Raw genomic sequence first — 23,518 nt, 5'->3', positions numbered from 1 at the left:
GTTTTTTATAATAATTTACAGTGAATATCATCAACTTTGCTTTCGTTTAGATAAGCATAGGCAAGACATCCAGATTTACAAGATACATTTCTTAAACTGCATTTTGCACACACATTTGGTAACAATATCTGATTAGTGTATTTTTCCCAAATTACTTTGAAACGTTCATTTCTGACATTTCCCATGTAAAATTCCGGATTGTACCTAAAATGTCCACATGGAACAACATTACCATCAACTAATATCGATGCATGGGTTCTGCCCGCGGTACACTCTTCTCCTAAAATATTTTCTTCGATATACAATTCTACATTGCCTTTGTAAGCTTTTAATTTTTCTGCAACATATTCAACCATTTCACGTGTTGGAAGTAATCTATCCTTAAATATTTTACCTCTTCCAACAGGTACAAATCGGTCAACGTAAAGGTTGGTACCTAATTTTTCAGCCAAGTTTATCATATCATCTATGTACTTGTAATTTTCTCTATTAACAACAAACAGCAAAGTCACATCAAAGCCCGCATTGAGAAAATTATTTATGCCATTCATTGTTTTTTCAAAAGTTCCCTTACCACGTACAAATTCATGAACTTCTGGAGTTGGGCCATCGAGGGAAACACCTACAAGCAAGTCGGGAACAACTTCCTTTAACTTTTTGACTAATTCTCTTGATGCAAGTGATGCATTTGTGTTCATTAGCATTTTCAAACCTCTGGAACGGCCATAATAAAGTATCTCGAAGATATCTTCCCTTAACAATGGCTCACCACCAACGATGTCTAGCAATTCTGCCTCAGCCTCAATTAGTTGATCTATAACGTTTTTTATTTCTTCGGTTGTAAGCTCAACAACGGATTTTTTACCAGCATTGCAATAACAATGTAAGCATCCATAATTACAAGCGGTTGTTATCTCGAATTCAATATTATGCGGTTTGGGTCTAAGAGTGGTGTTCATCACCATACCTCCTGAAAAATTTTTTGAGTGTCAGAAGGGAGTAAAAATAATAAATAAAATAAAAACCCCGATTAGGGGGTTTTAATGCAAATAATTGAATTTTGGTAAACTTTTGGTGGAGGCGGCGGGAATCGAACCCGCGTCCGAAAGTAAGCCACCGCAAGCATCTCCGAGCGCAGTCTGTGTTTTGAATTTCGCCAAACTAACGCCCACAGACAGGCTTTAGTTTGGCTAGCCTCAGTGGTTAAGGTGTTTCAGAACCCGAGGCGCGTTCTGAACACCTGGCTGGTAGGGTCACGCCCGACTATGAGAGACCAGCCAACTCTCATAGTGGACGGCTGCCAATTCTAATTAAGCAGCAAGAGGAACGTATTCGTTGGCACTTATCTTTTCCCCACCGTTTTTTTACGAGGACGGTGGGCAACCTCGGCTCGCTTCCTGCGAAGGCCTACCCCCGTCGAAACCGTTCGCCCCCAAAATTTTATCCCAAGCCTTAGAAAATAATAGCGATGGGAAAACCATCGCTATTTTTTGATTTATTATTTGAGCTGGTGCCGAGGGCGGGACTTGAACCCGCACGGTCCCAATGACCGCATGGCCCTCAACCATGTGCGTCTGCCAATTCCGCCACCTCGGCAAGCTAATGCAAAGTTTGGTAGTTTAGTTTTTCCCTTTTTTGGAGCGGGTGACGGGTTTCGAACCCGCGACCCCTTGCTTGGCAAGCAAGTGCTCTACCGCTGAGCTACACCCGCTCTGTTTGGTTGCTTTATCTTTCCTTTGGTGCGAGAGGAGGGATTTGAACCCTCACGGGATTATCAGTCCCACTGGATTCTAAGTCCAGCGCGTCTGCCAATTCCGCCACTCTCGCACCTATTTCTGGTGACCCGGGCGGGATTCGAACCCGCGACCCCCTGATTAAAAGTCAGGTGCTCTACCTGCTGAGCTACCAGGTCACCTTTATGAACAACGCGTTTTCACACGTGCCGATAAGAATAATACCATACACTGTAAAAAGTGTCAAGAGGTTCAAAAAAATTTTTCTGATTTTCTTGACTTAATTATTTCATTATGGTATATTAAAATGAAAATGATTTTCATTTTCAACAACACATAATTGTGTCAGCAATCATAAACATAGTAAATTTAATGGGGGTGAAAAGATTGAAAATGACTAAGAATCGGCAATTGGTATATGAATTGCTCAGTAAATCAAATGTGCCAATGACGGCTTATGAGATGTCAAGGAATTTGGAAGGAGTAAGCCTAACAACGGTTTATAGAGCATTGGATTATTTGGTCGCAAGTAATGTTGTAAGATACTTTGTTTTAAACGATTTTAAATACTATTATTTAAATTCTGAACATAAGCATTTTTTCCAATGTACAAAGTGTGGAAAATTCTTTCCTCTCGATGAATGCTATATGAAAGAGTACGAAGAACATATTGAGAAAGAGTTTGGATTCAAAATCTCAGAACACTTCGTATTTTTTACTGGCTTGTGCAAAGAATGCCAAAAATAATTTAAAAGGAGGTCTTAGATATGAGAAAAGATATAAAATATTTATTTCTTCTTTTTATATTAACAGCTGGTTTAATATTTGCTTTGGATAAAGTCCCTACCGTTGTTACTTCCATAAACCCATATTATCTCATAGCAAAAGAAATTGCAGGAAATAGATTGAATATTCAGTTACTTATCAAACCAGGGAGTGACCCGCATACTTTTAGTCCTTCTATAAGTGACGTAAAAGTGCTTTCAAATGCTTCTTTAATAATTGCAAATGGTTTATGTCTTGATAACTCTTATTTGAAGAATTACAAAAATGTTGTTTATTTAGGCGAATTTATACCTAAGGATAAATTATTAGAAGGTTCGGAAGGGGATGGATCTGATATTGGTAATAGTCATGAAGTTGGATATAACCCACATGTTTGGTTGGCTCCAGATTTTCTTATTGACTATATTATTCCCAAAATCGTTCAAGAGATAAGCAAGCTTGATTCAAAAAACAAAATTTACTATGAAAATAACGCTAAAAAAGTTATAACCTCTCTAAAGATTGTTTCAAAGAATTTAGATAAACTCTTAGCTAATCAAAAAGGTTCTGTTGTTATTCTAGAGCATCCGTCTTTTATGTATTTATTTAATAAATATGGTATAGAAGTTCTTTCGGTTGAGGAAGGACATGGTAAAGAACCTTCCACTTCTCATATAAAAGAGATAATAAAAAAAGCTAAGTCAAAAAAATTACTTGGGATTTTTGTCGGGCCTCAATTTAATGAGTCTTCTATAAAAACTGTCGCGAATGAACTGAAAACTGAATACATGATTTTAGATCCGCTTGGTTTTAAAATAAAAGCGCAGAAAATAAGTGAATTGTTTAACGAAGTATATCGTGTCTTGCAGTCAGCTATTAGTAAAAAGAGCGGTAAATAAGGTGATATTTATGAAAAATTATTCTATCGAAGTTGAGAAACTTGAGGTAAAGTTTGGAGATATTGAAATTTTGAAAAATGTGTCTTTTAAGGTTAAAAAAGGAGATTTTGTAGGCATAATAGGTCCAAATGGGGCTGGTAAATCGACACTTATTAAAGCTTTAATTGGTCTTATACCCTACAAAGGACGCGTGGTTATAAATGGCAAAGTAGGTTACGTACCACAGTTAGCTTCATTTAATAGGGAATTTCCAATTTCTGTTTATGATTTTGTTAGGGTACCAATCAGAAAATCTGAAAATTGGAAATCAGAAGTTGATAAAGTTCTTGAAAGAGTTGGTTTAAAAGGTTACGGTAAGAAATTGGTTGGTGTACTTTCAGGCGGAGAATACCAGCGTGCTGCGCTCGCAAGAGCGCTTGTTGCGAAACCAGATATTCTTATCTTAGATGAACCAGAGTCTGGTGTAGACGAGATGGGGAAGGCACGATTTTACGAATTACTAAGTGAACTTATTTCCGAACAAAATATAACGATATTAATGGTGAGCCATGATATAGGTATGATATTCGAAAAGTGCACAAATGTTATGTGCTTGAATAAAACTTTACATTGTCACGGTCCCACAACCGAAATTGATATAACTGAAGTTAAGAAAATCTTTGGCGAATTTGACTTGTGGATAAGATCTGATAATCACTTTGAAAAAGAACATGGTGGGCATGATAAAAATTATAACTATCATGAACACAATGAACATCAAGGGTAAAAAAGAATAAAACCAGAGGTGTATAAAAAATGGAATTAATTAAAGATATTTTAACTTACGAATTTTTAAGATATTCGCTTTTATCAACAGTTCTTATATCTGTACTAACCGGATTTGTCTCACCAATAATAGTTTACAAGAAGATGGAATTTGTTGGCGATGGTTTGGCGCATGCGATTTTCGCGGGTGTGGCTTTGGCTTTCATTTTGAATTTTAACATCTTCGTAGGTGCCATGTTTGCAACGTTGCTCTTTGCATTTTTGATATATCAGATTAACCAAACGTCTCAATTGGCGGAGAGTACTATAATAGGTATGCTTTTGCCAGTATTTATGTCTGTAGGTATTATACTTTTTTCTAAAACAAATAAATATACTACAGATGTTATGTCTTATCTTTTTGGTAATCTTTTACTCATCTCAAAAGGTGATATTTACTTTCTTTCTGTTATAGGAATTATTACCGTAATTGTTATACTATCGAAATTATACGAAATATCTTATTGGATAAGTGACGAAGCGATGGCACAGTTTTATGGAATAAATACTAAGATTATTAAATTTGTTGTTTTGCTTAGTATATCACTTGTTGTTGTTGCATCGTTAAAATTAGCTGGTGTAATAGTAATGGGGGCTTTTTTGGTCTTACCTGGAGTATTCTCAAAACTTCGCGCAAAATCCATAAAAAATGCGATTTTTAGAGCGTCGATATTTAATTTTTCTACATCTATCATAGGTTTTGTTTTAGCTTATTATTTTGACATTCCACCAGGTCCATCAATAGTTTTAACATCGTTTTCTTTTCTTTTGGTTTCTATGATTCTTTCAAGATAATGGAAAAAAGAGAATAAAGTGGTATAATTAAATGAATAATATTATATTTTATTAAATTTTGGGGGTGGCTACTTTGGACTTTGGAAATTACAAAACAGTAAAAATTTCAGAACCTATATTCTTGAAAGGTGGGGATATAGGGGTATTGTTAGTCCATGGTTATACAGGTTCACCACACGATTTTTCTTATATGGCAAACGAGTTAAATAAAGCCGGTTTTACAGTTTCCGTGCCAAGACTGCCTGGTCATGGGACATGTGGAGAAGATTTCTTAAAGACAGACGCAGACGATTGGCTAAGAAGAGCTTTTGATGCGTATTATGATTTGCAAGGGATGTGTAAAGAAGTATATATTTGTGGTCTATCTATGGGAGGAGTAATTAGCCTCATCATGGCAGCTCAATTAAAACCAAAAAAATTAGTCACATTAGCTGCCGCTACGCATGTATTTGATAATCGAATAAAACTTACACCTTTGCTAGCCTTGTTTAAAGAAAAAATGCCACGTGAAAATAACGAAAAGTACGAGGATCCAGATTTGGAATATCTCAGAAAAGAATACTGGTCTTACAACTGGCCCAAACAAGCCGCAGAGCTTTATAAGTTGATGAAAATCTCAAGAAAAAGTGTTACACAAATTATTTCTGATACCTTGGTAGTTGCGGCAAGAAACGATAATACTGTTCCCTTAAGTGCTGCAGAATTTATTTATAATAACATTCGATCAGAGAGAAGAAAACTCTTGGTGTTTGAACGTTCCGGTCATGTGTTAAGCAACGATATTGAGAAAGAAGCGGTTACGGAAGCTGTTAAAAATTGGTTCTTGGGTATTGAGGCATAGGAGAAAATGGTAAAATAAAAATAGACAAATTTTGTCTAATTTTAACATTAAGGTAACCCTAATTCTGGAAAAGTGGTGTATAATAAAAACGAACATGAATTTGGAGGTGTTTTACATGGGTTTATTATCAGAAAAAGATAGGAAGTACTTGGTTGATTTATTTGCAAAAGAGTTAGAAAATGAAGTGAAGCTTTTATTCTTCCACGGAGAAGATTGTGAATACTGTGATTTAGAAAGCCAACTTCTTGATGAAGTAAAAGAGCTTTCAGATAAGATTGTTGTCGAAAAATATCATAAAGACAGCGAAAAGGGTAAAGAATACAATGTTGAATACGCACCTGCCCTTATACTTACGCTTTCAGATGGAGTAGATAGAGGTGTAAGGTTTTACGGTATCCCTTCAGGTCATGAATTTAGCACCCTTATTCAAGACATTATCACATTCGGTAAAGGCGCAAAGCCACAACTTTCGCCTGAAACTATTGAAAAGTTGAAGAACTTGGATAAACCAGTTAAAATCAGTGTTTTCGTTACACCAACGTGTCCATATTGTCCAAGAGCGGCTTTAACAGCACATAATATGGCCCTTGCAAGTGACAAGGTAACGGCAGAAGTTGTTGAAGCGAATGAATTCTTCGACCTTAGTGAACAATTTGGAGTTTCTTCAGTTCCGCATATTGCTATCAACAGAAATCCTGATAGGTTCTTTATAGGTGCTTATCCAGAACCACAATTTTTACAACAAGTTCTTGATTTGGCTGAATAATTTGGCTTAGTAATTTTCTCAATTTAAATTAATGAGCCGATAGCTGTTGCTAATTGGCCAGCCATCCCCCAAACATTTCAGGGCACTTTATGTGCCCTGAATTTTTAGGAAATTTTATCAAAAATTATAGAAAAAATAACGAAAGGAGGTATTTGTATGGGTTTATTTGATATTGGCTCAGCTGGAAGTGAACTTAAAGAATATTACGATGTGATTATAATTGGTGCAGGACCAGCAGGTTTGACCGCAGCAATTTACGCAAGAAGAGCAGGCTTAACGGCTCTCGTTATTGAAAAAGCTATCGAAGGTGGAGCAGTTACACAAACCCATGTTGTAGAGAATTGGCCAGGTGAGATAAGTATAGAAGGTCAAGCTTTAGGGCAAAAGTTTGCCGACCATGCAAAACATTTTGGTGCAGAGATTCACTACGCGTTCGCACAAAAAGTTTACGTAGATGGTGATTACAAGGTTGTTGAGTTAGATGATGGCAATAAGGTAAAGGGTAGAGTGCTTATTATAGCTACAGGAACGGAGCCAAGAAAGCTTGGAGTGCCAGGTGAAGCAGAGTTTAGAGGCAGAGGGGTTACATACTGCGCGGCTTGTGATGGATATCTATTTAAAGACAAAGATGTTGTTGTCGTTGGTGGAGGAGACAGTGCTTGCGATGAGTCTCATTTCCTTTCAAAGATAGTAAATAGCATTACAATGGTTCAGAACTTACCATACTTAACGGCAGCTAAGGTATTGCAGGAGAGAGTTCTTAACAATCCAAAGATAAAGGTTATAACAAATCATATTGTTAAGGAAATTAGAGGTACGAATAAAGTGGAAGAAGTTATTATTGTGAACAATGAAACGAAAGAAGAAAAAGTTTTAAAAGCAGATGGTGTATTTATATACGTTGGTTTAGTTCCAAAAACTGAGATATTCAAAGGCTTTGTAAATATGAATGATTACGGTTACATAATTACAGATGAAAATATGGAAACAAATGTTCCAGGAGTTTACGCTGTTGGAGATATTAGAATTAAAGGACTCAGACAAATTGTTACAGCAGCAGCAGATGGCGCAATCGCAGTTGAACATGCTGCAAAGAAATATTTCTAATTATTTAATATAGAAGTGTAGAAAGGAGGAAACACATATGCCAACATATAAAATAAAGATATACACAACACCAACTTGTCCATGGTGCAAAAGGGCAAAAGAATATTTTAAACAGCTGGGCATATCTTTTACAGAAGTTGACGTATCAAAAGATCGAAAAGGCGCGGAAGAAATGGTTAGAAAATCAGGTCAGATGGGTGTCCCTGTCATTGAAATTGGGAACCAGATAATTGTTGGCTTTGACAAAGCAAAAATTGATAGAATCCTTGGAATTAGCTAAAAATCAAAAGATAATATGGTAGATGGGAAAATACCATCTACCCTATATTTATTGATGATTAATTAATTTTACAAGAGGTGAGATTATGAAAATCAGTTGCCCAATTTTGAGGTTTTTATCAAGATTATTTATGAAAAAATTCAAGGTTATCAAGGTGAGAAAACTATGAGAAAAATTATTTTTTATTTATTATTATCACTTTTATTTGTTAGTTCTTTATTTGGCTATGATTACACATATAGTGACTTGGGAATAGCGCACAGAATTTCACAAATTGAAGATAAAATTTTGTTAATAATGTTCTCTTCCCCAAGTTGTTACTATTGTAAGCTGTTTGACAAAGATGTTATTACAAACAAATCGGTTCAAGAATTTTTAAGGGGAAATTATGTTTTTGTCAAAATTGAACCATCAAGCTATAAGACAACTTTTTTGGGAAAGAGTTACACAAACAATGATTTATTTTCTGCTTTCGGAGTTAGAGGTACTCCAACGTTTGTGTTTATAAGGAATAAAGAATCAATAACTCAAGTCCCGGGCTACATGCCAGCTGAAGATTTTCTAAAAGCACTTAAATACATTATCAGAGTTGTTGAAAAAAATTACAAAGAACCTTTCGACAGCTACTCAAAGAAATCTGATGATCTGAAAGGTTATCCAAAGATAGTAAATGTTGACAAAGCTAATAGTGAATATATTTTAAAATATGATAAAAACGCGCAATTAGTTAGTGATTTACCAAAAGATATCGACGTATACAAAGTTTACGTTACAAAAGATGAAGACGTTGCTAAGAAACTTGTTGAATTAGGAGCTATAAGGGTGCTTCTTGTAAAGTGAGGTGCCGAAAATGAATCTTCTTTCTACTCCAGATATCTCTGTATTTGTTGCGATAGTCTCCGGGTTACTTTCGTTTTTTAGTCCATGCGTTCTTCCATTAATTCCTGGTTTCATAGGCATCGTTTTAGGTGGTGACAAAAAGTTTCAAAGGCTTATAGGATTTTTTGTAGGTTTTTCGTTTATGTTTACCTTACTTGGCGCATTTTCTTCTTTTCTTGGGAGTTTTTTGGTAAAATTTGGTGGAATAATCGAAAAAATTATAGGTATAGCGATTATAATATTTGGTATACTTTATATGTTGGAGATACAGCTTTTTAAAGGCAAATCTTTAAATATATGGAAGTTCAAGGGATCTGGATTATTAGGTGGTTTGATATTAGGACTTGCGATTGGCTTTGTTTGGATACCCTGTAGCAGCCCTGTTCTTGCGTCAATTTTACTAATTGCGGCTCAGAAAAGTTTGTTGAAGGGTATGATTTTATTGTTTGTGTATTCACTTGGGATTTCTGTACCTTTTCTCACAATAGGTACTTTGGTAGCGCGAATTTTGACAAGAGGTTTTGGGACACCATCTTGGGAAAAGTGGATGAAATTCATAGGTGGAGGATTTATAATATTGATGGGATTACTCGTCATACTTGGCAAAATGAAAGTTTAAAAAAGATAAAACTGTGGAGGTGTTTTATATGGCTACAGCAAGAATGGATTTTTATTCAGGCATGCTCTTTTATTCGAAGACGCTTTCAGGTCATGACCTTATTATTGATGCGGAGCCTTCTTTTGGTGGAAGGGATGCTGGACCGAGGCCGAAAGAATTGCTTCTCTATTCTCTGATGGGATGCACAGGAATGGATGTTGTGTCTTTGCTTAGGAAGATGAGAGTTATAGAAAATATGGAAAGCTTTAGGATGGAAGTTGAGTACGAACAATCACAAGAACATCCAAAAGTTTATACTAAGATACATTTGAAGTACATATTCAAATTCAATGGTGAACCACCAAGGGAACAAGTTGAAAAAGCTGTCAATTTATCTCAAGAAAAGTACTGTGGAGTCTCCGCTATGCTAAGGAAAGCTGTACCAGAATTTTCCCACGAGATTGTATATGAATGATTTATAATCTTTAAAAAAACTCTTGAAAAATCTACAAACTATGGTATTATATTCAACGGCATTTGAAAACATTTGAACGGGTAAAAAGGTCTGTGAAAAAAATTTAACAATAATCAACATAACTGAAATGTTGACAAAATTGAAGGTCTCAGTTATAATAAGTAACGCAAACGTGATTTAAAGCGAGCCAACGTAGCTCAACCGGCAGAGCGGCTGACTTGTAATCAGCAGGTTGAGGGTTCAAGTCCCTCCGTTGGCTCCAAAATCCCGACTCAAGTTTTTTATGTTTGCGTGGTGAGGTGCCCGAGTGGCCAAAGGGGGCGGACTGTAAATCCGCTGGCAGAATGCCTTCGAAGGTTCAAATCCTTCCCTCACCACCAATATTTTTATAATTAGGAGGCTGAACGAAGATGAGAGTTCAAGTAGGGCTCAAGTGTGAAGAATGTGGAAACAGAAACTACTACACAACAAAAGAGAAAAGCAAAAAAGATAAGCTTAGATTAAAAAAGTACTGCCCAAAGTGCAATAAGCATACATTCCACACAGAAACAAAAGTCTAATATTTTAAGATAATTAGTCAACTTTTGGAGTCTGAATTTTTCGATACCCGCAGGGGCGTAGCTCAACTGGCAGAGCACCGGTCTCCAAAATCGGGTGTTGCGGGTTCAAGTCCTGCCGCCCCTGCCAGTTTTTATTTTTTATTGTTTTATAAATGATTTGATGAAAGAGTTGTTGCTGAGGGGTGAATTAGATGCTTGAAAAACTCAAGAAATTCTTCGCTGAAGTAAAGTCAGAAGCAAAGAAAACAACATGGCCAAACAGAGAAGAACTCTTGGCGTCTACAGGAGTTGTTTTGTTTATTCTTGCTGTATCAGCTGTTTATCTTTTCCTTGTTGACTTGTTGTTCTCCGGAACGTTGGGTGCGTTGCTTCAAAAATTCTGAGGTGATTAAAAAATGAAAAAAGAATGGTATATAATTCATACCATTACCGGGTATGAAAACAAAGTTAAAGAGAACCTTGAGGCAAAGATAGAGGCCCAAGGTTATCGTAATCTTGTATCGCGTGTTATTGTTTTAGAAGAGACTGTTATAGATACTTCAAGTAAATCACTTGAAAGACACGTTGTTACACATGAGGCTAAGCTTCACGTGAACAACGGAGCCGATGTTGAAAAAGGAGATTTGTTAGCTGAAGAACCTTCCATCAAGGTTAGACGTGATGGAATTATTTCTGAAGTTATAAACGCAAGAAGAATAATTGTTGAAACGATGGATAAAAAATTTTCGAGGACATATATAATTCCAGAATCGGCTAAACCAGTTACCGGATTAAGAGTTGGTTCTAACGTTTTCCAAGGAACGTTTCTTGCCGCAAGCGATGAATTTATTTGTGATATGGATGGAAGAGTCATTGTAAATGAGAAGGCAAAGAAAGTCGTTGTCAGAACCTCTTTTGGTGATGAAGATGTTTATATTATACCTGCTGATGTATATAATTCGGCTGTTGTAAAAAAAGGTGTTCAATTAAAAGCTGGACAAATTTTGGCTGAGGGTAAAAAGATATTTTCAAAGAGTACAGGAAGAGTTAGTGTTGTTGATTTCGCAACAAGAAGGGAAATTGTAATTCAAAAAACAAAGAAGAAAAAGTTATATCCGGGTTATTTATTCGTTGAAATGATAATGAATGATCACACATGGGAATTTGTTAGAGGTACGCCATTTGTTATGGGGTTTGTATCGGCAGGTGGAAGACCTCTTCCATTAAAGCCAGAGGAAGTGCATTACATACTGAGGATGGCAGGACTCGAAGAAACAGTTCAAGCAAAACCTCAAGTTGCGAAGGTTGAGCTTGAAATTCAACCGGGAGACGCTGTAAAGATTATCACAGGTCCATTCGAAGGATTTAGCGGTATAGTGAAAGAAGTTGATGAAGAAAAGCAAGAACTTAAGGTAAATGTTACCATATTCGGTAGAGAAACTCCTGTTACAGTGCATTTGAACGAAGTAGAAAAAATATAATACATAATGTGTTGTAAATTTTGATAATTTTTTAGGTTTTTTCAAAAAGTGGGAGGGCATAGCCCGAAAGATTTTAAACCACAGAAGGAGGTAAGTTGTTATGGCTAAAAAAGTTGTTGCACAGGTAAGACTTGTGCTTGAAGCCGGAAAAGCAACACCAGCTCCTCCAGTAGGACCAGCTCTTGGTCAAAGAGGAGTTAATTTGATGGAATTCTGTAAGAAGTTCAACGCTGTTACAGCCGACAAAGCAGGACTTCTTATTCCTGTCATTGTAACAGTTTACGACGATAGGTCGTTCACATTTATTACAAAAACTCCTCCTGCAAGCTTCTTGCTCAAGAGAGCAGCAAAGATTAACTCTGGCTCAAGTGAGCCAAAGAGAAAAGTTGCAGGAAAAGTCACAAGACAACAGATTAAAGAAATCGCTGAACTAAAAATGCAAGATCTCAACGCCAATGACCTGGAAGCTGCGATGAAGATTATCGAAGGAACCGCACGCAGCATGGGTCTGGAAGTTGTAGATTGAAGCGGAAGGGAGGAGGCTTAGAATATGCCTAAACACTCCAAAAGATACAACGAAATAAGAAAGCTTGTTGATAGCGAAAAGGCATACACTTTAGATGAAGCAGTTGAACTCTTAAAGAAAACAGCGACAGCGAAATTTGATGAAACAGTTGAATTCCACATCAAGACAAATATTGATTACAGAAAGAGTGAACAAAATATAAGAAGTACAATATCCCTTCCTCACGGGACTGGTAAGAGTGTAAGAGTCCTTGTTTTCGCAAAAGGTGAAAAGGCAGAGGAAGCAAAACAAGCAGGTGCAGATTACGTTGGAGCAGAAGAACTTGCAGATAAAATTGCGAACGAAGGGTTTGTTGATTTCGATGTTGCGATCGCAACACCAGATATGATGAAAGTAATTGGTAAGCTTGGTAAGGTTTTAGGTCCAAGAGGACTTATGCCAAACCCAAAGACTGGAACCGTTACAGAAGATATAGCAGCAGCTGTTTCCGAATTTAAGAAGGGTAAGGTTGAGGTTAGAACGGATAAGACAGGTAACCTCCACTTCCCAGTAGGAAAAGCCTCTTTTGAGCCAGATAAACTTAAGGAAAATATTAAATCAGCATATGAACAGATACTTTCTCTCAGACCAGCAGGTGTTAAAGGGCACTTTATAAAGAAGGCAGTTGTTGCAACAACAATGGGACCTGGAATAAAACTTGATCTTAACGTTTTAGCAGAAGGAAAGAGATAATTTCAAAAAGCGATTAATAAACTCAAAAGCGGAGGGTGTACACCTTCCGCTTTTTCTTTTTGAAATTCTTTTGATAATTTTTAGGAAATCATAGTTTTTAGATGATATAATAATGCAGATGAATAAATTCTGAAATTTAAAGTGGTGATGTGATTGTGATTTGGATAAAATTAAAAAAGGTATATTTTTTGTTTTTTGCTTTGACTTTATTTATTACAACTAAAAGTTTTGGTTATTACGTTTCATTTAAAGCGGAAGTATCTGTTATTCCAGGGGTAGTCACTATGAATGAACTTGTTGAAGAAACAGATATGTCAAGTGAGGTACTTGAAAAAATAGTAGTTGCTTACATGCCTTATAATTCAAAATTGACTTTAAATAAGCGCTATTTAGTCAATTTAATTAAAAAACGTGTCGGTAACGTTGATGGAGTAATTGATGACGTGCCCATTGTTATTGTGTCTGATAAAGTTACAAATAGTTCTTTGGAATTATCAGAAAAAATTTTAGTTGAGAGTGAAATTGAAAATATCGTAATTAATGAATTGAGTAAATATTACCCGAATGGTACTAGTTTTAATTTAAAGTGGCGAAGTGGTTCTCTTGTTGAACACGATAATTACTCAATTTCAGTTCAAATAACTAACAGAGCTAATCCATTTGTTAGGATTACTCTTAAAAAATCAGGAAGGGTAGCTGGATATATTTCACTTCAATATGAGGCAATTTGGATTAGGAAAATAGCGGTTAGTAAGAGAAGAATAGAGAAGGAAGAGATAATAGGTTTGAATGAAGTTGAATTCGTTGAATACAATATATATAGTTTAAATAAAATGCCTGTTTTCGAAGAAGATTTACCCGTGATGGCTGGTAAAGTTTTTCAAAAAGGCGAAGTTATAGATGGAAAGTATATTAGCGATGTTCCACTGATTGTAAAAGGTCAAGTTGTAAAAGCTATTAGCATTGTTGGTGGAGTGATGGTTTCAACGCTTGTTCAAGCTTTAGAGAATGGAAATGTTGGGAAAGTCATCAGTGTCAAAAATCTTGAGAATGGAGTTATTATAAAAGGAACTATTCAAGAAGATGGAACAATAATTGTTTTGGAGGTGAAGTAAGTGTTTAAGTTAATTAGATTGGTAAAAGCAATTACAACCATTTCAATATTTATCAGTGTTTTTTCGTTTTCAACTTCTTTATATACAAGTTCCACAAATCCTCAATTCCAAAACTTAATGGGAACATACAAAGCTTCTAAGGTTGGCGATGCGATTACGATTGTTGTGTATGAATCACCCCGTATATCTACATCTTCACAAGTCAATTCCATTACAGGTGCTTTTATAAATGCAATAAACACTGGCACGAAACTTGTAGGTCTTGATTTGAGTAAGTATTTGCCAACAAATAGCTCGCCAACTGATAAGAGGGATAACAAAAGTCAAGCTAATGCTGTTGTTGAATTAACCGCTGTTGTTAAAGAAGTTGATTCAGCTGGAAAGATGTTTGTTGAAGGTAAAAAGCAAATAAAGGTAGGGAACGATTTAAGAGAGATAATAATAACGGGTTGGGTACATCCTCAAGCTATTAAACCGGGAAATATAGTTAATTCCACTGATTTGATAAATGCACAAATTTGGGAAAATGGTAAGGTTGTTTTTCAGGATGATCCACAACAGAGTACATGGCTTGGCTTATTACTATCGGCAATTGTTGGTTTGTTTAAATAATTTTGAATGACATGCAGGAGGAAGAAAAATGCGTAGGAATACATTGAGCATGTTTTTATTTATCACATTAATAATTTACTCTTCAATATTTGCCGTCAATGTTCGCATTAAAGATTTTGCAAAGTTCAGAGGTGCGAGAGATAACCAATTATTTGGTGTTGGTATAGTGGTTGGTTTGAATGGAACAGGTGATAGTGGGACGTTGAATTCGACTTTACTTTCTAATATGCTCAAGAACTTTGGTGTTACAGTTAATCCCAACGATCTAAAAACAAGAAATGTTGCTCTTGTTATGGTTGTTGCAGACATCCCACCATTTTATAAGCCTGGTATGAGACTTGACGTTGAAGTTGCGAGTATCAACGACGCAAAAAGTCTTAGAAATGGTATATTACTCCAAACACCGTTGTATGGCGCAGATGGAAATGTATACGCAGTCGCACAAGGTCCTGTTTCCGTTGGAGGAGAAGATGCTAAAGGTAGTGTTAATTTACAAAAGAGATTTCCCGTTGTTGGATATATTCCAGAAGGTGCACTTGTTGAAAGGGAAATACCATTCAGCATAGTTGATGGTAATTCTGTAACTATTCTTCTAAATAAACCAGATTTCACAACCGCGGCAAGAACGGCACTCGCTATAAACACGAAATTTGGTACTAACATTGCGAAAGCTTTGGATAGTGCAAGTGTTAAGGTAAATATTCCAAATGTATTTTCAGATGACGTTATTTCCTTTCTCGCTTTGCTTGAAGAAATAGAGGTTCCGATGGACGTCGCGGCTCAGGTAGTTATTAACGAACGTACGGGAACCGTAGTCTTTGGCGGTGACATTGGGATAGCAGATTTTGTGCTTTCATATGGAAATTTCGTTATAACAATTACCAACGGACAAATTGGAGATAAAAAGGCAACTATTGGAAATTTAATAACGGCACTGAAATCTTTAGGTGCTACTCCACAGGATATAATTGCTATTGTGCAGGAATTGTACAAAGCTGGAGTTATTTTTGCTCAGCTTAAAATTATGTAATTTGTAAAACTTTCGCTGAGTAAAAGTAGGTGATAATGTGGAACTTAAACCATTGAACCTTTCCAAAACAACTTTAAGTTCACCTCAAAATAATAAGAAGCTATTGAATGCTGATAATGTAAACAATTCGAAAGACATAGAAAATTACCAAAAACAGCTCAGAAAAGTTTCTGAAGAATTTGCCGCATGGTATATATACGAAATTTTTAAAAAGATGTATGACACCGTGCCTAAGAGTGGATTAATACAGGAGAGTTTCGGTGAACGTTGGTTTAGAGAAATGCTTTTGCAACAATACGCATTAAAGACAGCAAAAACGGATTTAAAGGATTTATCTGATATGATTTACAGGAGCTTAGGAGGGAAAGAAAACACGGAAAGCATAAATTCCGCGAAGAATACGACTTACAGGACGGAAGCTCTAAAGTTACTCAACTCTCTCATTTCTCAAAATCAGGAATCTGGTGAGTGAAGGAGAAGAAAATAGGACAAAATCATCAACAATACCAATTAACACATTTTGACTTCCCATACGGTTAAGGGCACTCCTTAAGAGGTGTGCCTTTATTTTTATAGAAAAATTCACATTGATTTCTGTGTTTATTCCTCCTTTGTAAGCTATTCCTCCGTGTTGTGATACTACAACAAGCTCTCCGTTTCGAGTGTAAAGTTGGGTATCGGAGAAGCGACCAGATATAAGTGACCTTCTTAATAGTTTTTGAAGTTGAGCTGCGTTTATTTTAGCTTGCATTTGAAATCTGTTGCAAAGATTTCTTATTTTTTCTGGAGTTTCTGTTGGTTTATCACCACATACGGTGAAAATATCATTTCCTAAAATGTACATTTTCTGGTCAAGTTCATCAAAATGTATCTTTATTTCTTCGATTTCCTCTAAATCAAATGTTTTTATAATATGCCTTGCTGAAACATAAGGAATACTCGTAGAAAAGCTTCCCGGCTTAAATTCAAATGTTCCTTTTTCTTCCGATTCTTCAATGTTTTGTGTTCCCAGTTTTATGTACGATAACATACCAGAGTGGTGTGATATTAACTCTATGTTATTTGGACTAATGAATATATCAACGTTGCTACCCTCTTCGATAAAACATGAGGCTAGATCAAAATCACTAAGAAATTTTTTCTTAGAAACTAGTACCATTTTTTCCGGGACTTTTTGGATAGCCATATTTTCTATATAATTAACACGCAAACGTAGAATCTCATTCTGACATTTGAAGGTTACAATACCATCTTGGAAAAGTAGATTAACTCTTCCTAACAATTCCGAAGAGAATTGTTTTACAACATCAAGTGATATCTGGAAAGGTTGGAATGGTTTAGAAAAAAGATATGGTGAGAGTTCAAAATAACCTCTAAAGCAACTATCTGAGGCCATTAGGTACAATTTTCCTTCTTGTGGGAAGAACGTTAATTTTCTATTTGATGGCTCAAGTGTACCACATACTCTATCAGCTTTTTTCAATATATCTTTTAATTTTTCCGCATCGATTTCTATTGTAAAACTTCCCATGGGTACACCTCGTAACTATTTTTAATAACCTCCATGTAATTATGTGATTATGTGCTCATCATTTCAAAAAAGTTTGGTACAGGTTCGAAATTTAATCCATCATTCTCTCCTGATTTTATTCTTTCCAATCCGGCTCGTGCAATCATTGCGGCATTATCCGAACAGTATTCCAGAGGTGGGATGTAAAAGTTGAATTCTTCAGATAAAGCTCTAATTTTCTCTCTTAGTCTACTGTTAGCGGCTACGCCTCCTGCTAAAACAATATTTTTTAGATTATTATCTCTTGCCGCTTTTGTAACTTTATGTAGAAGTACGTCTATCATAACTTCTTGAGCACTTGCAGCTAAGTCAGCTATTGGAAGGTTATTTTCGTTGTATCCATTCTTAATTAATCGTTTTATTTCATACAACACAGCTGTTTTAAGCCCAGAAAAGCTGAAGTTATAGTCTGGATCGTACATCTTTGGTTTTGGGAAATTGAAAGCGTTAGGATTGCCGTTCTTAGAAATTTTATCTATTTCCGGACCACCTGGATAACCAAGACCAAGCAAGCGCGCGATTTTATCAAATGCTTCCCCAACAGCGTCATCTACACTACGTCCAAGTATTGTTACGCTGTTATTTTCTTCAACTTTTAATATAAGCGTGTGACCACCAGAAACCATAAGAACAATATACGGTGGTTTTAACTCTGGATATGCAATGTAATTTGCATAGACATGTCCGATTATATGGTTAATACCTACTAAAGGCTTTTTATATCTCAATGCAAGACCTTTTGCAAAGGAAACACCAACTAACAAAGCTCCTATCAATCCTGGACCTTTTGTAACTGCTATTCCATCTATTTTCTCAATGTTTATGTTTGTTTGATTAATGAGTTCAGAAAAAAGAATAGGGAGCTTTTTCAAATGCTCCCTCGCAGCTATTTCTGGTACAACACCGCCAAATTTCTTATGGATTTGTATCTGTGAATAAACCAAATTAGCGATAACGGTATTATCTTCAACGAGTGCTACCGATGTTTCGTCACAGCTTGTTTCTATTCCTAAAACTATCATGTGACACCTCTTACTTTTACGCTGTTTCTTTCATGTAAATCTTTGGCTTTTCTTTCTTCGTTACGCATTCTTCTGTTATTATAACCTTTTCAACAGCTTTTAAATCTGGTATATCGAACATAATGTCTATCATTACTTCTTCGAACACACTCTTGAGCGCCCTTGCTCCCGTTCCTCTGCGTAAAGCTTCTTTCGCGATAGCATATAGTGCTTGCTCTTCAATTTCTAATGTTACTCCATCGATTTCAAAGAGTTTTTTGTATTGTTTGAGTACGGCGTTCTTTGGTTCTTTTAGGATTCTTACCAAATCATCTACACTCAAATCATCTAACGTGCCTATAACCGGGAATCTTCCAACAAATTCTGGCATCAATCCGTATTGGACAAGGTCATCTGGGGTAACGTGCTGTAAAATTTCACCTAATCTCATTTGTTCTTTGCTTTTGACAGGCGCGTTGAATCCTATTGTGCTTCCTTCAATTCTTCTTTTGATTATCTCATCAAGACCATCAAAAGCTCCACCAACAATAAATAATATGTTTGTTGTGTCAACTTTTATGAATTCTTGGTATGGGTGTTTTCTACCACCTTGTGGTGGAACGTTTGCGATAGTTCCCTCAACGATTTTTAGTAATCCTTTTTGCACGCCTTCACCACTTACATCCCTTGTAATAGATGGATTTGGTGATTTTCTGGCTATTTTATCTATTTCATCGATGTAAATGATTCCATACTGTGCCCTTTCAACGTCGAAATTTGTTACTTCGAGTAATCTAAGTACTACGTTTTCAACATCTTCACCGACATAGCCAGCTTCCGTTAATGGTGTTGCATCTGCTATCGCGAATGGAACATCAAGGATTTTAGCCAGAATTCTTGCCATAAGCGTTTTACCGCTTCCGGTAGGACCGATGAGTATTATATTTGATTTTTCGATTTCAACGTCATTGGTGTCCTTACCGAAGAATACTCTTTTGTAATGGTTGTACACAGCTACCGATAGTATTTTCTTTACTCTCTCTTGGCCTATAACGTATTTGTCCAATTCTTGCTTTATCTTTGATGGTGTTGGCAGTTCTCTTCGGTCTTTTGGTCCAAAACCCATCGGTTTTATTTTTTTGTCACTTTGTAATATGTCGTGAAATAGCTCAACACATTCACTACATATATACACATTTCCAGGCCCTGCTATAAGTTTTTCAACTTTGTCTGATGCTCTTCCACAGAATGAACAAAACTTTTGTGCCATGAAATACCTCCTTATTCAACCTTGCCCAATCTTTTTTATATTATTCAACTGTTACGCTTTTCGCAAGGTTTCTTGGTTTATCCGGGTCGTAACCACGCTTGTCAGCTATGTAGTATGCGAATAGTTGGATTACCGGTGCGATTATTAACGGATATAAATCTTCATGTGCTTCTGGGATGTATATCACGTCATGCGATATTTTTTTGATTTCTTCATCGCCTTCTGTTGCTATTGAAAGTATTCTTGCGTTTCTTGCCCTCGATTCTTCGATATTGCTTCTCATTTTTTCATACAAGCTGTCTTTTGGTGCAATCGCGAAGACTGGGAAAGTTGGATCAAGTAATGCTATTGGTCCGTGTTTTAATTCGCCTGCTGGGTACGCTACTGCGTTTATGTAACTTATCTCTTTTAGTTTCAATGCACCTTCCATTGCTGTTGCTGTATTTATTCCACGACCTATGTACATGAAATGATGGTAGTTTTTGTAATAATCAGCTAGTTGATTTATTTTTTCGTTGTTAATTATCTTTCTAACAATTTTTGGTGATTCATTCAATTGTTTTGATATTATATTATGTTCTTCTGACCAGATCCCTCTTTTTTTCATCATGTACAAACCTAGTGTGTATAGAATTATTAGTTGGTTAACGTAAGTTTTTGAAGCAGCAACTCCTATCTCTGGTCCTGCGTTCATGAACAATGTTATGTCACTTTCTCTTGTTATCGTTGAACCAACAACATTGGTTATTGCGATAACTTTACCACCTGCTTTTTTAACTGCTCTCACACTCTCAAGAGTATCCGCCGTTTCACCAGATTGGGAGATAGCTATTGTTAACGTATTATCATCTATCCTTATAGGTCTATATCTAAACTCTGATGCAACATCTATAAGTACATCAACATCGAGATATTTTTCCGCAAAGTATTTGAACACAAGACCCGCGTGATAACTTGTACCGCATGCAACAAGGAGTATCCTTTTAACTTTTTCTAGATTGAATTCATCAAGTTCTTTAAGATTTGGTTTTAAATCTTCATCAAATCTTCCGACAAGTGCGCTTTCTATAGCTTCTGGAACTTCGTGTATTTCTTTGAGCATAAAGTGTTTAAATCCGCCTTTTTCTGCAGCTGATTCGTCCCAAGAAATGTGCGTGTGTTTTCTGATGACAACATTTCCAGAAAAGTCTGTTACCTTTGCTTTATTCCCCTCTATGTAAACAACATCACCATCTTCAAGGAATATAACGTCACGAGTGTATTTAATTATAGGAGTAACGTCTGATGCAAGTATGCATCTCTCATCGTTGCAACCTAAAACGAGTGGACTACCTTTTCTTGCACCTACCATGATATTTGGAATATCCGAGTGTATTACTGCAATCGCGAATGCCCCTTTTAGTTTTTTCAATGCTTCCAAAACTGCTTTGTATAAATCGCCTTGAAAGTTTTCTTCGATGAGGTGACTTATAACTTCTGTATCTGTGTCTGATTTAAATTTGTGCCCCTTTTCTATTAATTCATTTTTCAATTCTTGGTAATTTTCTATTATTCCGTTGTGTACAACCGCGATTTTTCCACTACAATCGGTATGAGGATGAGCGTTTTTATCACTTGGTGCACCATGTGTTGCCCACCTTGTGTGCGCAATACCTCCATGGACTACTTTCTCAGTTTCAACAACGCTTTTCAAATTATCTATCCTACCGACACTTTTGCTAACGTAAAGACCATTTTGGTCTATAACAGCAACTCCTGCTGAATCATATCCACGGTACTCAAGTTTTTTAAGACCATCTATTAAATCACTTACTTTAAATTCATGACCAATTATTCCAACGATACCACACATTTTAAATCACTCCTTTAAAAATTGCTTTGAAGACATAGAAGAGCTTTATTTATTATACACTTTTAATCTTTCATTTAATTGTTCTACCAGTTTACCTTCCACACCTCTGACTGCTACGTCTATGGCGTTGTATATAGCTATTCTATCTGAATTCCCATGCGCTTTTACAACAATTCCATCTACTCCTAAGAAGAACGAACCACCGTATGTTCTTGGGTCGAGTTTTTTCTTTAATTTCTTTAAAGTTCTTGAGAATAGCAAAGCACCTAAAATTCCATCCAAGCTTTTTTTGGCTTCTTGCTTAATTGTATGTGAAATGAGTTTTGCAACTCCTTCCATTGTTTTCATAGCTATGTTACCAGAAAATCCGTTAGTTACAACAACGTCAACAGTACCAATATTTATATCGTTTCCTTCGACATTTCCATAAAAACTTTCATTGAAAGCTTGTTTTAGTAATTGGTACGCTTGTTTTTCTAATTCTGTACCCTTGTTTTCTTCAGTTCCAACGTTCAATAATCCAACTTTTGGATTTCTCTTGCCAAGTATTTTAGCGTACTCTATACCCATTGCGGCAAATTGGATTAACCATTCATGTTTGACTTCGGCATTTGCTCCAGCGTCTATGAGTATAGTAAAATCATTTAAACTCGGTACAGGTACTGCCAAAGCCGGTCTATCTACACCTGGTAATCTTCCAACAACGAGTGTTGCACAGGATAGTAAAGCACCTGTGTTACCAGCGCTGACGATAGCTTCTGCTTTCTTTTCTTTTACTAACTGAGATGCTATATACATCGAACTATTTTTTCTTCTTAATGCATCCGTTGGTTTTACATCCATTGGCAAGGCTTCTTGTGCTTCAACAAGTTCTACTAATCCTTCACTTTTAAAATGTTCAAATTCTTTTAGAGTATCAGCTAAACCAACAAGCACGAGTTGGACTTTTCGACCAGTTTTTTTCACATTTTGCAAATACATAAGAGCGCCGGCTTTTATTTCCTCCGGCGCCCTATCTCCGCCCATTAAGTCCAGCGCTATGCGAATCATTTCGCTACCTCAAACACCTGCTTCTTACCGTAATAGCCACATCTTAAGCAAACTCTATGTGGTTGTTTTGGTGCGCCACAGTTTGGACATGTGGTTACCGCAACGCTGAATGCTTTGTAAATCTTTGCTCTTTTGTGGTGTGTTCTGCTGCTTGAACGCTTCTGCTTTGGTACTGCCATAGTTATCCCTCCTGTGTATGCTTGATTTTAAGTAATATTTCGAATCTTGGATCAATTTTCTCTTCCATTTTATCACATTTATGGTCAGGCTCTTCATTTAAGTCCGCACCACAATATGGGCACAAACCTTTGCAGTCTTCACTACATACAAAAACATCTGGTGCACTGCTAACTATTCCTTCAATTATTCTTTCCTCAAGGTCTATTATATCATCTGTAATCAATATTTCATTCGATAAATCTTTAAGCTCTTCTGTTTTGTGAGTAATTTTCTTCTCAAAAGTATACACTGCTTCGACGATTCCGTCAATGTACATTTCTGAAATTTTTAAACACCTGTCACATGGACGTTCTACGTATCCTCTTGCGTATCCACCAAGTAGTATTTTATTATCGGCGTAAGTAAGTACTAATTTTACTTTGAAGCTACCATTAACAACCTTGTAAGTTCCTGTATGCAATTCTATCTCATCAATTGCATAAATATCTTCTATGATTTTTCTTTTTTCATTAATTAATTCCTTAACGCTAATTTTCCACATTGCAATCACCTCGGGACTTTGGTATTATAATTATAGTACTTTTTCGAAAAATGTTAACTTACAAAAAATTAATATAG

28 protein-coding genes, 7 tRNA genes and 1 other RNA gene are annotated in these 23,518 nt (G+C 36.1%); 23 read left to right on the top strand and 13 right to left on the bottom strand.

Going from position 1 to position 23,518, the window contains the following annotated elements:
- Nucleotides 1-5: 5 nt before the first annotated feature.
- The 6 genes from AS161_RS05400 to AS161_RS05375 form a co-directional block, all read right to left on the bottom strand.
- Nucleotides 6-959, bottom strand: a complete 954-nt coding sequence (locus tag AS161_RS05400; protein ID WP_164542055.1) for a radical SAM protein — start codon at nucleotides 957-959, stop codon at nucleotides 6-8.
- Nucleotides 960-1,072: 113 nt separating this feature from the next.
- Nucleotides 1,073-1,434: a transfer-messenger RNA gene (ssrA, locus tag AS161_RS05395) on the bottom strand.
- Nucleotides 1,435-1,508: 74 nt separating this feature from the next.
- A tRNA-Leu gene (locus AS161_RS05390) sits at nucleotides 1,509-1,596 on the bottom strand.
- Between the two features lie 40 nt (nucleotides 1,597-1,636).
- Nucleotides 1,637-1,711: transfer RNA gene (locus tag AS161_RS05385), tRNA-Gly, on the bottom strand.
- Between the two features lie 26 nt (nucleotides 1,712-1,737).
- Nucleotides 1,738-1,827, bottom strand: a tRNA-Leu gene (locus AS161_RS05380).
- Nucleotides 1,828-1,836: 9 nt separating this feature from the next.
- Nucleotides 1,837-1,912: transfer RNA gene (locus tag AS161_RS05375), tRNA-Lys, on the bottom strand.
- A gap of 214 nt (nucleotides 1,913-2,126) precedes the next feature.
- Here AS161_RS05375 and AS161_RS05370 point away from each other — a divergent pair.
- The 23 genes from AS161_RS05370 to AS161_RS05260 all read left to right on the top strand — a co-directional run bounded on the left by AS161_RS05370 (nucleotide 2,127) and on the right by AS161_RS05260 (nucleotide 16,449).
- On the top strand, nucleotides 2,127-2,480 hold the full coding sequence (locus AS161_RS05370) for a Fur family transcriptional regulator (RefSeq protein WP_238374625.1): 354 nt from the start codon (nucleotides 2,127-2,129) through the stop codon (nucleotides 2,478-2,480).
- 20 nt (nucleotides 2,481-2,500) lie between these two features.
- Entirely contained in the window at nucleotides 2,501-3,397 is an 897-nt protein-coding gene (locus AS161_RS05365; RefSeq protein ID WP_011994029.1) for a metal ABC transporter substrate-binding protein, read from the top strand.
- A gap of 10 nt (nucleotides 3,398-3,407) precedes the next feature.
- The gene (locus AS161_RS05360; protein ID WP_011994028.1) at nucleotides 3,408-4,163 is read left to right on the top strand and encodes a metal ABC transporter ATP-binding protein; all 756 of its coding nucleotides are present in this window, start codon (nucleotides 3,408-3,410) and stop codon (nucleotides 4,161-4,163) included.
- Nucleotides 4,164-4,192: 29 nt separating this feature from the next.
- A complete protein-coding gene (locus AS161_RS05355; protein WP_011994027.1) occupies nucleotides 4,193-4,996 on the top strand; it encodes a metal ABC transporter permease in 804 nt (267 codons plus the stop codon).
- Nucleotides 4,997-5,069: 73 nt separating this feature from the next.
- On the top strand, nucleotides 5,070-5,837 hold the full coding sequence (locus AS161_RS05350) for an alpha/beta fold hydrolase (RefSeq protein ID WP_164542054.1): 768 nt from the start codon (nucleotides 5,070-5,072) through the stop codon (nucleotides 5,835-5,837).
- A 115-nt stretch (nucleotides 5,838-5,952) separates the two neighbouring features.
- Nucleotides 5,953-6,603 carry a thioredoxin family protein gene (locus tag AS161_RS05345; protein ID WP_011994025.1) on the top strand — a complete coding sequence of 217 codons (651 nt, stop codon included), beginning with the start codon at nucleotides 5,953-5,955 and terminating at the stop codon, nucleotides 6,601-6,603.
- Between the two features lie 156 nt (nucleotides 6,604-6,759).
- On the top strand, nucleotides 6,760-7,710 hold the full coding sequence (gene trxB, locus AS161_RS05340) for a thioredoxin-disulfide reductase (protein ID WP_011994024.1): 951 nt from the start codon (nucleotides 6,760-6,762) through the stop codon (nucleotides 7,708-7,710).
- Nucleotides 7,711-7,747: 37 nt separating this feature from the next.
- The gene (locus AS161_RS05335) at nucleotides 7,748-7,990 is read left to right on the top strand and encodes a glutaredoxin family protein (RefSeq protein ID WP_011994023.1); all 243 of its coding nucleotides are present in this window, start codon (nucleotides 7,748-7,750) and stop codon (nucleotides 7,988-7,990) included.
- A gap of 165 nt (nucleotides 7,991-8,155) precedes the next feature.
- Nucleotides 8,156-8,830: a thioredoxin fold domain-containing protein gene (locus tag AS161_RS05330; protein WP_011994022.1), complete on the top strand. Its 675-nt coding sequence runs from the start codon at nucleotides 8,156-8,158 to the stop codon at nucleotides 8,828-8,830.
- 10 nt (nucleotides 8,831-8,840) lie between these two features.
- Nucleotides 8,841-9,488, top strand: coding sequence for a cytochrome c biogenesis CcdA family protein (locus tag AS161_RS05325; RefSeq protein ID WP_011994021.1), 648 nt, complete (start codon nucleotides 8,841-8,843; stop codon nucleotides 9,486-9,488).
- 28 nt (nucleotides 9,489-9,516) lie between these two features.
- On the top strand, nucleotides 9,517-9,942 hold the full coding sequence (locus AS161_RS05320; RefSeq protein ID WP_164542053.1) for an OsmC family protein: 426 nt from the start codon (nucleotides 9,517-9,519) through the stop codon (nucleotides 9,940-9,942).
- Nucleotides 9,943-10,128: 186 nt separating this feature from the next.
- Nucleotides 10,129-10,204: transfer RNA gene (locus AS161_RS05315), tRNA-Thr, on the top strand.
- Nucleotides 10,205-10,235: 31 nt separating this feature from the next.
- Nucleotides 10,236-10,322, top strand: a tRNA-Tyr gene (locus AS161_RS05310).
- Between the two features lie 30 nt (nucleotides 10,323-10,352).
- Entirely contained in the window at nucleotides 10,353-10,502 is a 150-nt protein-coding gene (gene rpmG, locus AS161_RS05305; protein WP_011994019.1) for a 50S ribosomal protein L33, read from the top strand.
- Between the two features lie 51 nt (nucleotides 10,503-10,553).
- Nucleotides 10,554-10,629 (top strand) — tRNA-Trp (locus AS161_RS05300).
- Nucleotides 10,630-10,693: 64 nt separating this feature from the next.
- Nucleotides 10,694-10,885 carry a preprotein translocase subunit SecE gene (secE, locus tag AS161_RS05295; RefSeq protein ID WP_011994018.1) on the top strand — a complete coding sequence of 64 codons (192 nt, stop codon included), beginning with the start codon at nucleotides 10,694-10,696 and terminating at the stop codon, nucleotides 10,883-10,885.
- 12 nt (nucleotides 10,886-10,897) lie between these two features.
- Entirely contained in the window at nucleotides 10,898-11,962 is a 1,065-nt protein-coding gene (gene nusG / locus AS161_RS05290; protein WP_164542052.1) for a transcription termination/antitermination protein NusG, read from the top strand.
- A 100-nt stretch (nucleotides 11,963-12,062) separates the two neighbouring features.
- On the top strand, nucleotides 12,063-12,488 hold the full coding sequence (gene rplK / locus AS161_RS05285; protein WP_011994016.1) for a 50S ribosomal protein L11: 426 nt from the start codon (nucleotides 12,063-12,065) through the stop codon (nucleotides 12,486-12,488).
- Nucleotides 12,489-12,512: 24 nt separating this feature from the next.
- On the top strand, nucleotides 12,513-13,220 hold the full coding sequence (gene rplA, locus AS161_RS05280; protein ID WP_011994015.1) for a 50S ribosomal protein L1: 708 nt from the start codon (nucleotides 12,513-12,515) through the stop codon (nucleotides 13,218-13,220).
- Between the two features lie 284 nt (nucleotides 13,221-13,504).
- Nucleotides 13,505-14,335 (top strand): flagellar basal body P-ring formation chaperone FlgA, encoded by an 831-nt coding sequence (gene flgA, locus AS161_RS05275; RefSeq protein WP_241241342.1) that lies wholly within the window; start codon nucleotides 13,505-13,507, stop codon nucleotides 14,333-14,335.
- The gene (locus tag AS161_RS05270; protein ID WP_206518781.1) at nucleotides 14,336-14,947 is read left to right on the top strand and encodes a flagellar basal body L-ring protein FlgH; all 612 of its coding nucleotides are present in this window, start codon (nucleotides 14,336-14,338) and stop codon (nucleotides 14,945-14,947) included.
- Nucleotides 14,948-14,975: 28 nt separating this feature from the next.
- Complete coding sequence (locus tag AS161_RS05265; RefSeq protein ID WP_164542050.1) at nucleotides 14,976-15,977, top strand: flagellar basal body P-ring protein FlgI; 1,002 nt, start codon at nucleotides 14,976-14,978, stop codon at nucleotides 15,975-15,977.
- Between the two features lie 37 nt (nucleotides 15,978-16,014).
- A complete protein-coding gene (locus AS161_RS05260; RefSeq protein ID WP_164542049.1) occupies nucleotides 16,015-16,449 on the top strand; it encodes a rod-binding protein in 435 nt (144 codons plus the stop codon).
- Here AS161_RS05260 and AS161_RS05255 read toward each other — a convergent pair.
- The 7 genes from AS161_RS05255 to AS161_RS05225 are packed head-to-tail and all read right to left on the bottom strand — an operon-like array spanning nucleotide 16,405 to nucleotide 23,441.
- Nucleotides 16,405-17,508: a hypothetical protein gene (locus AS161_RS05255; RefSeq protein WP_164542048.1), complete on the bottom strand. Its 1,104-nt coding sequence runs from the start codon at nucleotides 17,506-17,508 to the stop codon at nucleotides 16,405-16,407. The genes AS161_RS05260 and AS161_RS05255 overlap by 45 nt on opposite strands.
- Nucleotides 17,509-17,555: 47 nt before the next feature.
- Complete coding sequence (tsaD, locus tag AS161_RS05250; RefSeq protein ID WP_164542047.1) at nucleotides 17,556-18,569, bottom strand: tRNA (adenosine(37)-N6)-threonylcarbamoyltransferase complex transferase subunit TsaD; 1,014 nt, start codon at nucleotides 18,567-18,569, stop codon at nucleotides 17,556-17,558.
- A 16-nt stretch (nucleotides 18,570-18,585) separates the two neighbouring features.
- Nucleotides 18,586-19,818 (bottom strand): ATP-dependent Clp protease ATP-binding subunit ClpX, encoded by a 1,233-nt coding sequence (gene clpX, locus AS161_RS05245; RefSeq protein WP_011994008.1) that lies wholly within the window; start codon nucleotides 19,816-19,818, stop codon nucleotides 18,586-18,588.
- 40 nt (nucleotides 19,819-19,858) lie between these two features.
- Complete coding sequence (gene glmS, locus AS161_RS05240; RefSeq protein WP_011994007.1) at nucleotides 19,859-21,670, bottom strand: glutamine--fructose-6-phosphate transaminase (isomerizing); 1,812 nt, start codon at nucleotides 21,668-21,670, stop codon at nucleotides 19,859-19,861.
- A 45-nt stretch (nucleotides 21,671-21,715) separates the two neighbouring features.
- A complete protein-coding gene (gene plsX, locus AS161_RS05235) occupies nucleotides 21,716-22,720 on the bottom strand; it encodes a phosphate acyltransferase PlsX (protein WP_011994006.1) in 1,005 nt (334 codons plus the stop codon).
- Complete coding sequence (rpmF, locus tag AS161_RS05230; protein WP_011994005.1) at nucleotides 22,717-22,899, bottom strand: 50S ribosomal protein L32; 183 nt, start codon at nucleotides 22,897-22,899, stop codon at nucleotides 22,717-22,719. Before rpmF ends, plsX begins: the two co-directional genes overlap by 4 nt.
- Before the next feature lie 2 nt (nucleotides 22,900-22,901).
- A complete protein-coding gene (locus tag AS161_RS05225; RefSeq protein ID WP_164542046.1) occupies nucleotides 22,902-23,441 on the bottom strand; it encodes a DUF177 domain-containing protein in 540 nt (179 codons plus the stop codon).
- Nucleotides 23,442-23,518 lie beyond the last annotated feature (77 nt).

Source organism: Fervidobacterium sp. 2310opik-2, from assembly GCF_011057735.1.
Lineage (GTDB): Bacteria > Thermotogota > Thermotogae > Thermotogales > Fervidobacteriaceae > Fervidobacterium > Fervidobacterium nodosum.
Note: the sequence above shows the minus strand (reverse complement) of the source record. Positions and strands in the feature narration are given on the sequence as shown.

What these genes read in the sequence shown, in the direction of transcription:
- AS161_RS05400 (WP_164542055.1), bottom strand. Translation starts at nt 959, where the DNA reads ATGAACACCACTCTTAGACCCAAACCGCATAATATTGAATTCGAGATA.
- AS161_RS05370 (WP_238374625.1), top strand. Translation starts at nt 2,127, where the DNA reads ATGACTAAGAATCGGCAATTGGTATATGAATTGCTCAGTAAATCAAAT.
- AS161_RS05365 (WP_011994029.1), top strand. Translation starts at nt 2,501, where the DNA reads ATGAGAAAAGATATAAAATATTTATTTCTTCTTTTTATATTAACAGCT.
- AS161_RS05360 (WP_011994028.1), top strand. Translation starts at nt 3,408, where the DNA reads ATGAAAAATTATTCTATCGAAGTTGAGAAACTTGAGGTAAAGTTTGGA.
- AS161_RS05355 (WP_011994027.1), top strand. Translation starts at nt 4,193, where the DNA reads ATGGAATTAATTAAAGATATTTTAACTTACGAATTTTTAAGATATTCG.
- AS161_RS05345 (WP_011994025.1), top strand. Translation starts at nt 5,953, where the DNA reads ATGGGTTTATTATCAGAAAAAGATAGGAAGTACTTGGTTGATTTATTT.
- trxB (WP_011994024.1), top strand. Translation starts at nt 6,760, where the DNA reads ATGGGTTTATTTGATATTGGCTCAGCTGGAAGTGAACTTAAAGAATAT.
- AS161_RS05335 (WP_011994023.1), top strand. Translation starts at nt 7,748, where the DNA reads ATGCCAACATATAAAATAAAGATATACACAACACCAACTTGTCCATGG.
- AS161_RS05330 (WP_011994022.1), top strand. Translation starts at nt 8,156, where the DNA reads ATGAGAAAAATTATTTTTTATTTATTATTATCACTTTTATTTGTTAGT.
- AS161_RS05325 (WP_011994021.1), top strand. Translation starts at nt 8,841, where the DNA reads ATGAATCTTCTTTCTACTCCAGATATCTCTGTATTTGTTGCGATAGTC.
- AS161_RS05320 (WP_164542053.1), top strand. Translation starts at nt 9,517, where the DNA reads ATGGCTACAGCAAGAATGGATTTTTATTCAGGCATGCTCTTTTATTCG.
- rpmG (WP_011994019.1), top strand. Translation starts at nt 10,353, where the DNA reads ATGAGAGTTCAAGTAGGGCTCAAGTGTGAAGAATGTGGAAACAGAAAC.
- secE (WP_011994018.1), top strand. Translation starts at nt 10,694, where the DNA reads ATGCTTGAAAAACTCAAGAAATTCTTCGCTGAAGTAAAGTCAGAAGCA.
- nusG (WP_164542052.1), top strand. Translation starts at nt 10,898, where the DNA reads ATGAAAAAAGAATGGTATATAATTCATACCATTACCGGGTATGAAAAC.
- rplK (WP_011994016.1), top strand. Translation starts at nt 12,063, where the DNA reads ATGGCTAAAAAAGTTGTTGCACAGGTAAGACTTGTGCTTGAAGCCGGA.
- rplA (WP_011994015.1), top strand. Translation starts at nt 12,513, where the DNA reads ATGCCTAAACACTCCAAAAGATACAACGAAATAAGAAAGCTTGTTGAT.
- flgA (WP_241241342.1), top strand. Translation starts at nt 13,505, where the DNA reads ATGAATGAACTTGTTGAAGAAACAGATATGTCAAGTGAGGTACTTGAA.
- AS161_RS05265 (WP_164542050.1), top strand. Translation starts at nt 14,976, where the DNA reads ATGCGTAGGAATACATTGAGCATGTTTTTATTTATCACATTAATAATT.
- AS161_RS05255 (WP_164542048.1), bottom strand. Translation starts at nt 17,508, where the DNA reads ATGGGAAGTTTTACAATAGAAATCGATGCGGAAAAATTAAAAGATATA.
- tsaD (WP_164542047.1), bottom strand. Translation starts at nt 18,569, where the DNA reads ATGATAGTTTTAGGAATAGAAACAAGCTGTGACGAAACATCGGTAGCA.
- clpX (WP_011994008.1), bottom strand. Translation starts at nt 19,818, where the DNA reads ATGGCACAAAAGTTTTGTTCATTCTGTGGAAGAGCATCAGACAAAGTT.
- glmS (WP_011994007.1), bottom strand. Translation starts at nt 21,670, where the DNA reads ATGTGTGGTATCGTTGGAATAATTGGTCATGAATTTAAAGTAAGTGAT.
- plsX (WP_011994006.1), bottom strand. Translation starts at nt 22,720, where the DNA reads ATGATTCGCATAGCGCTGGACTTAATGGGCGGAGATAGGGCGCCGGAG.
- rpmF (WP_011994005.1), bottom strand. Translation starts at nt 22,899, where the DNA reads ATGGCAGTACCAAAGCAGAAGCGTTCAAGCAGCAGAACACACCACAAA.
- AS161_RS05225 (WP_164542046.1), bottom strand. Translation starts at nt 23,441, where the DNA reads ATGTGGAAAATTAGCGTTAAGGAATTAATTAATGAAAAAAGAAAAATC.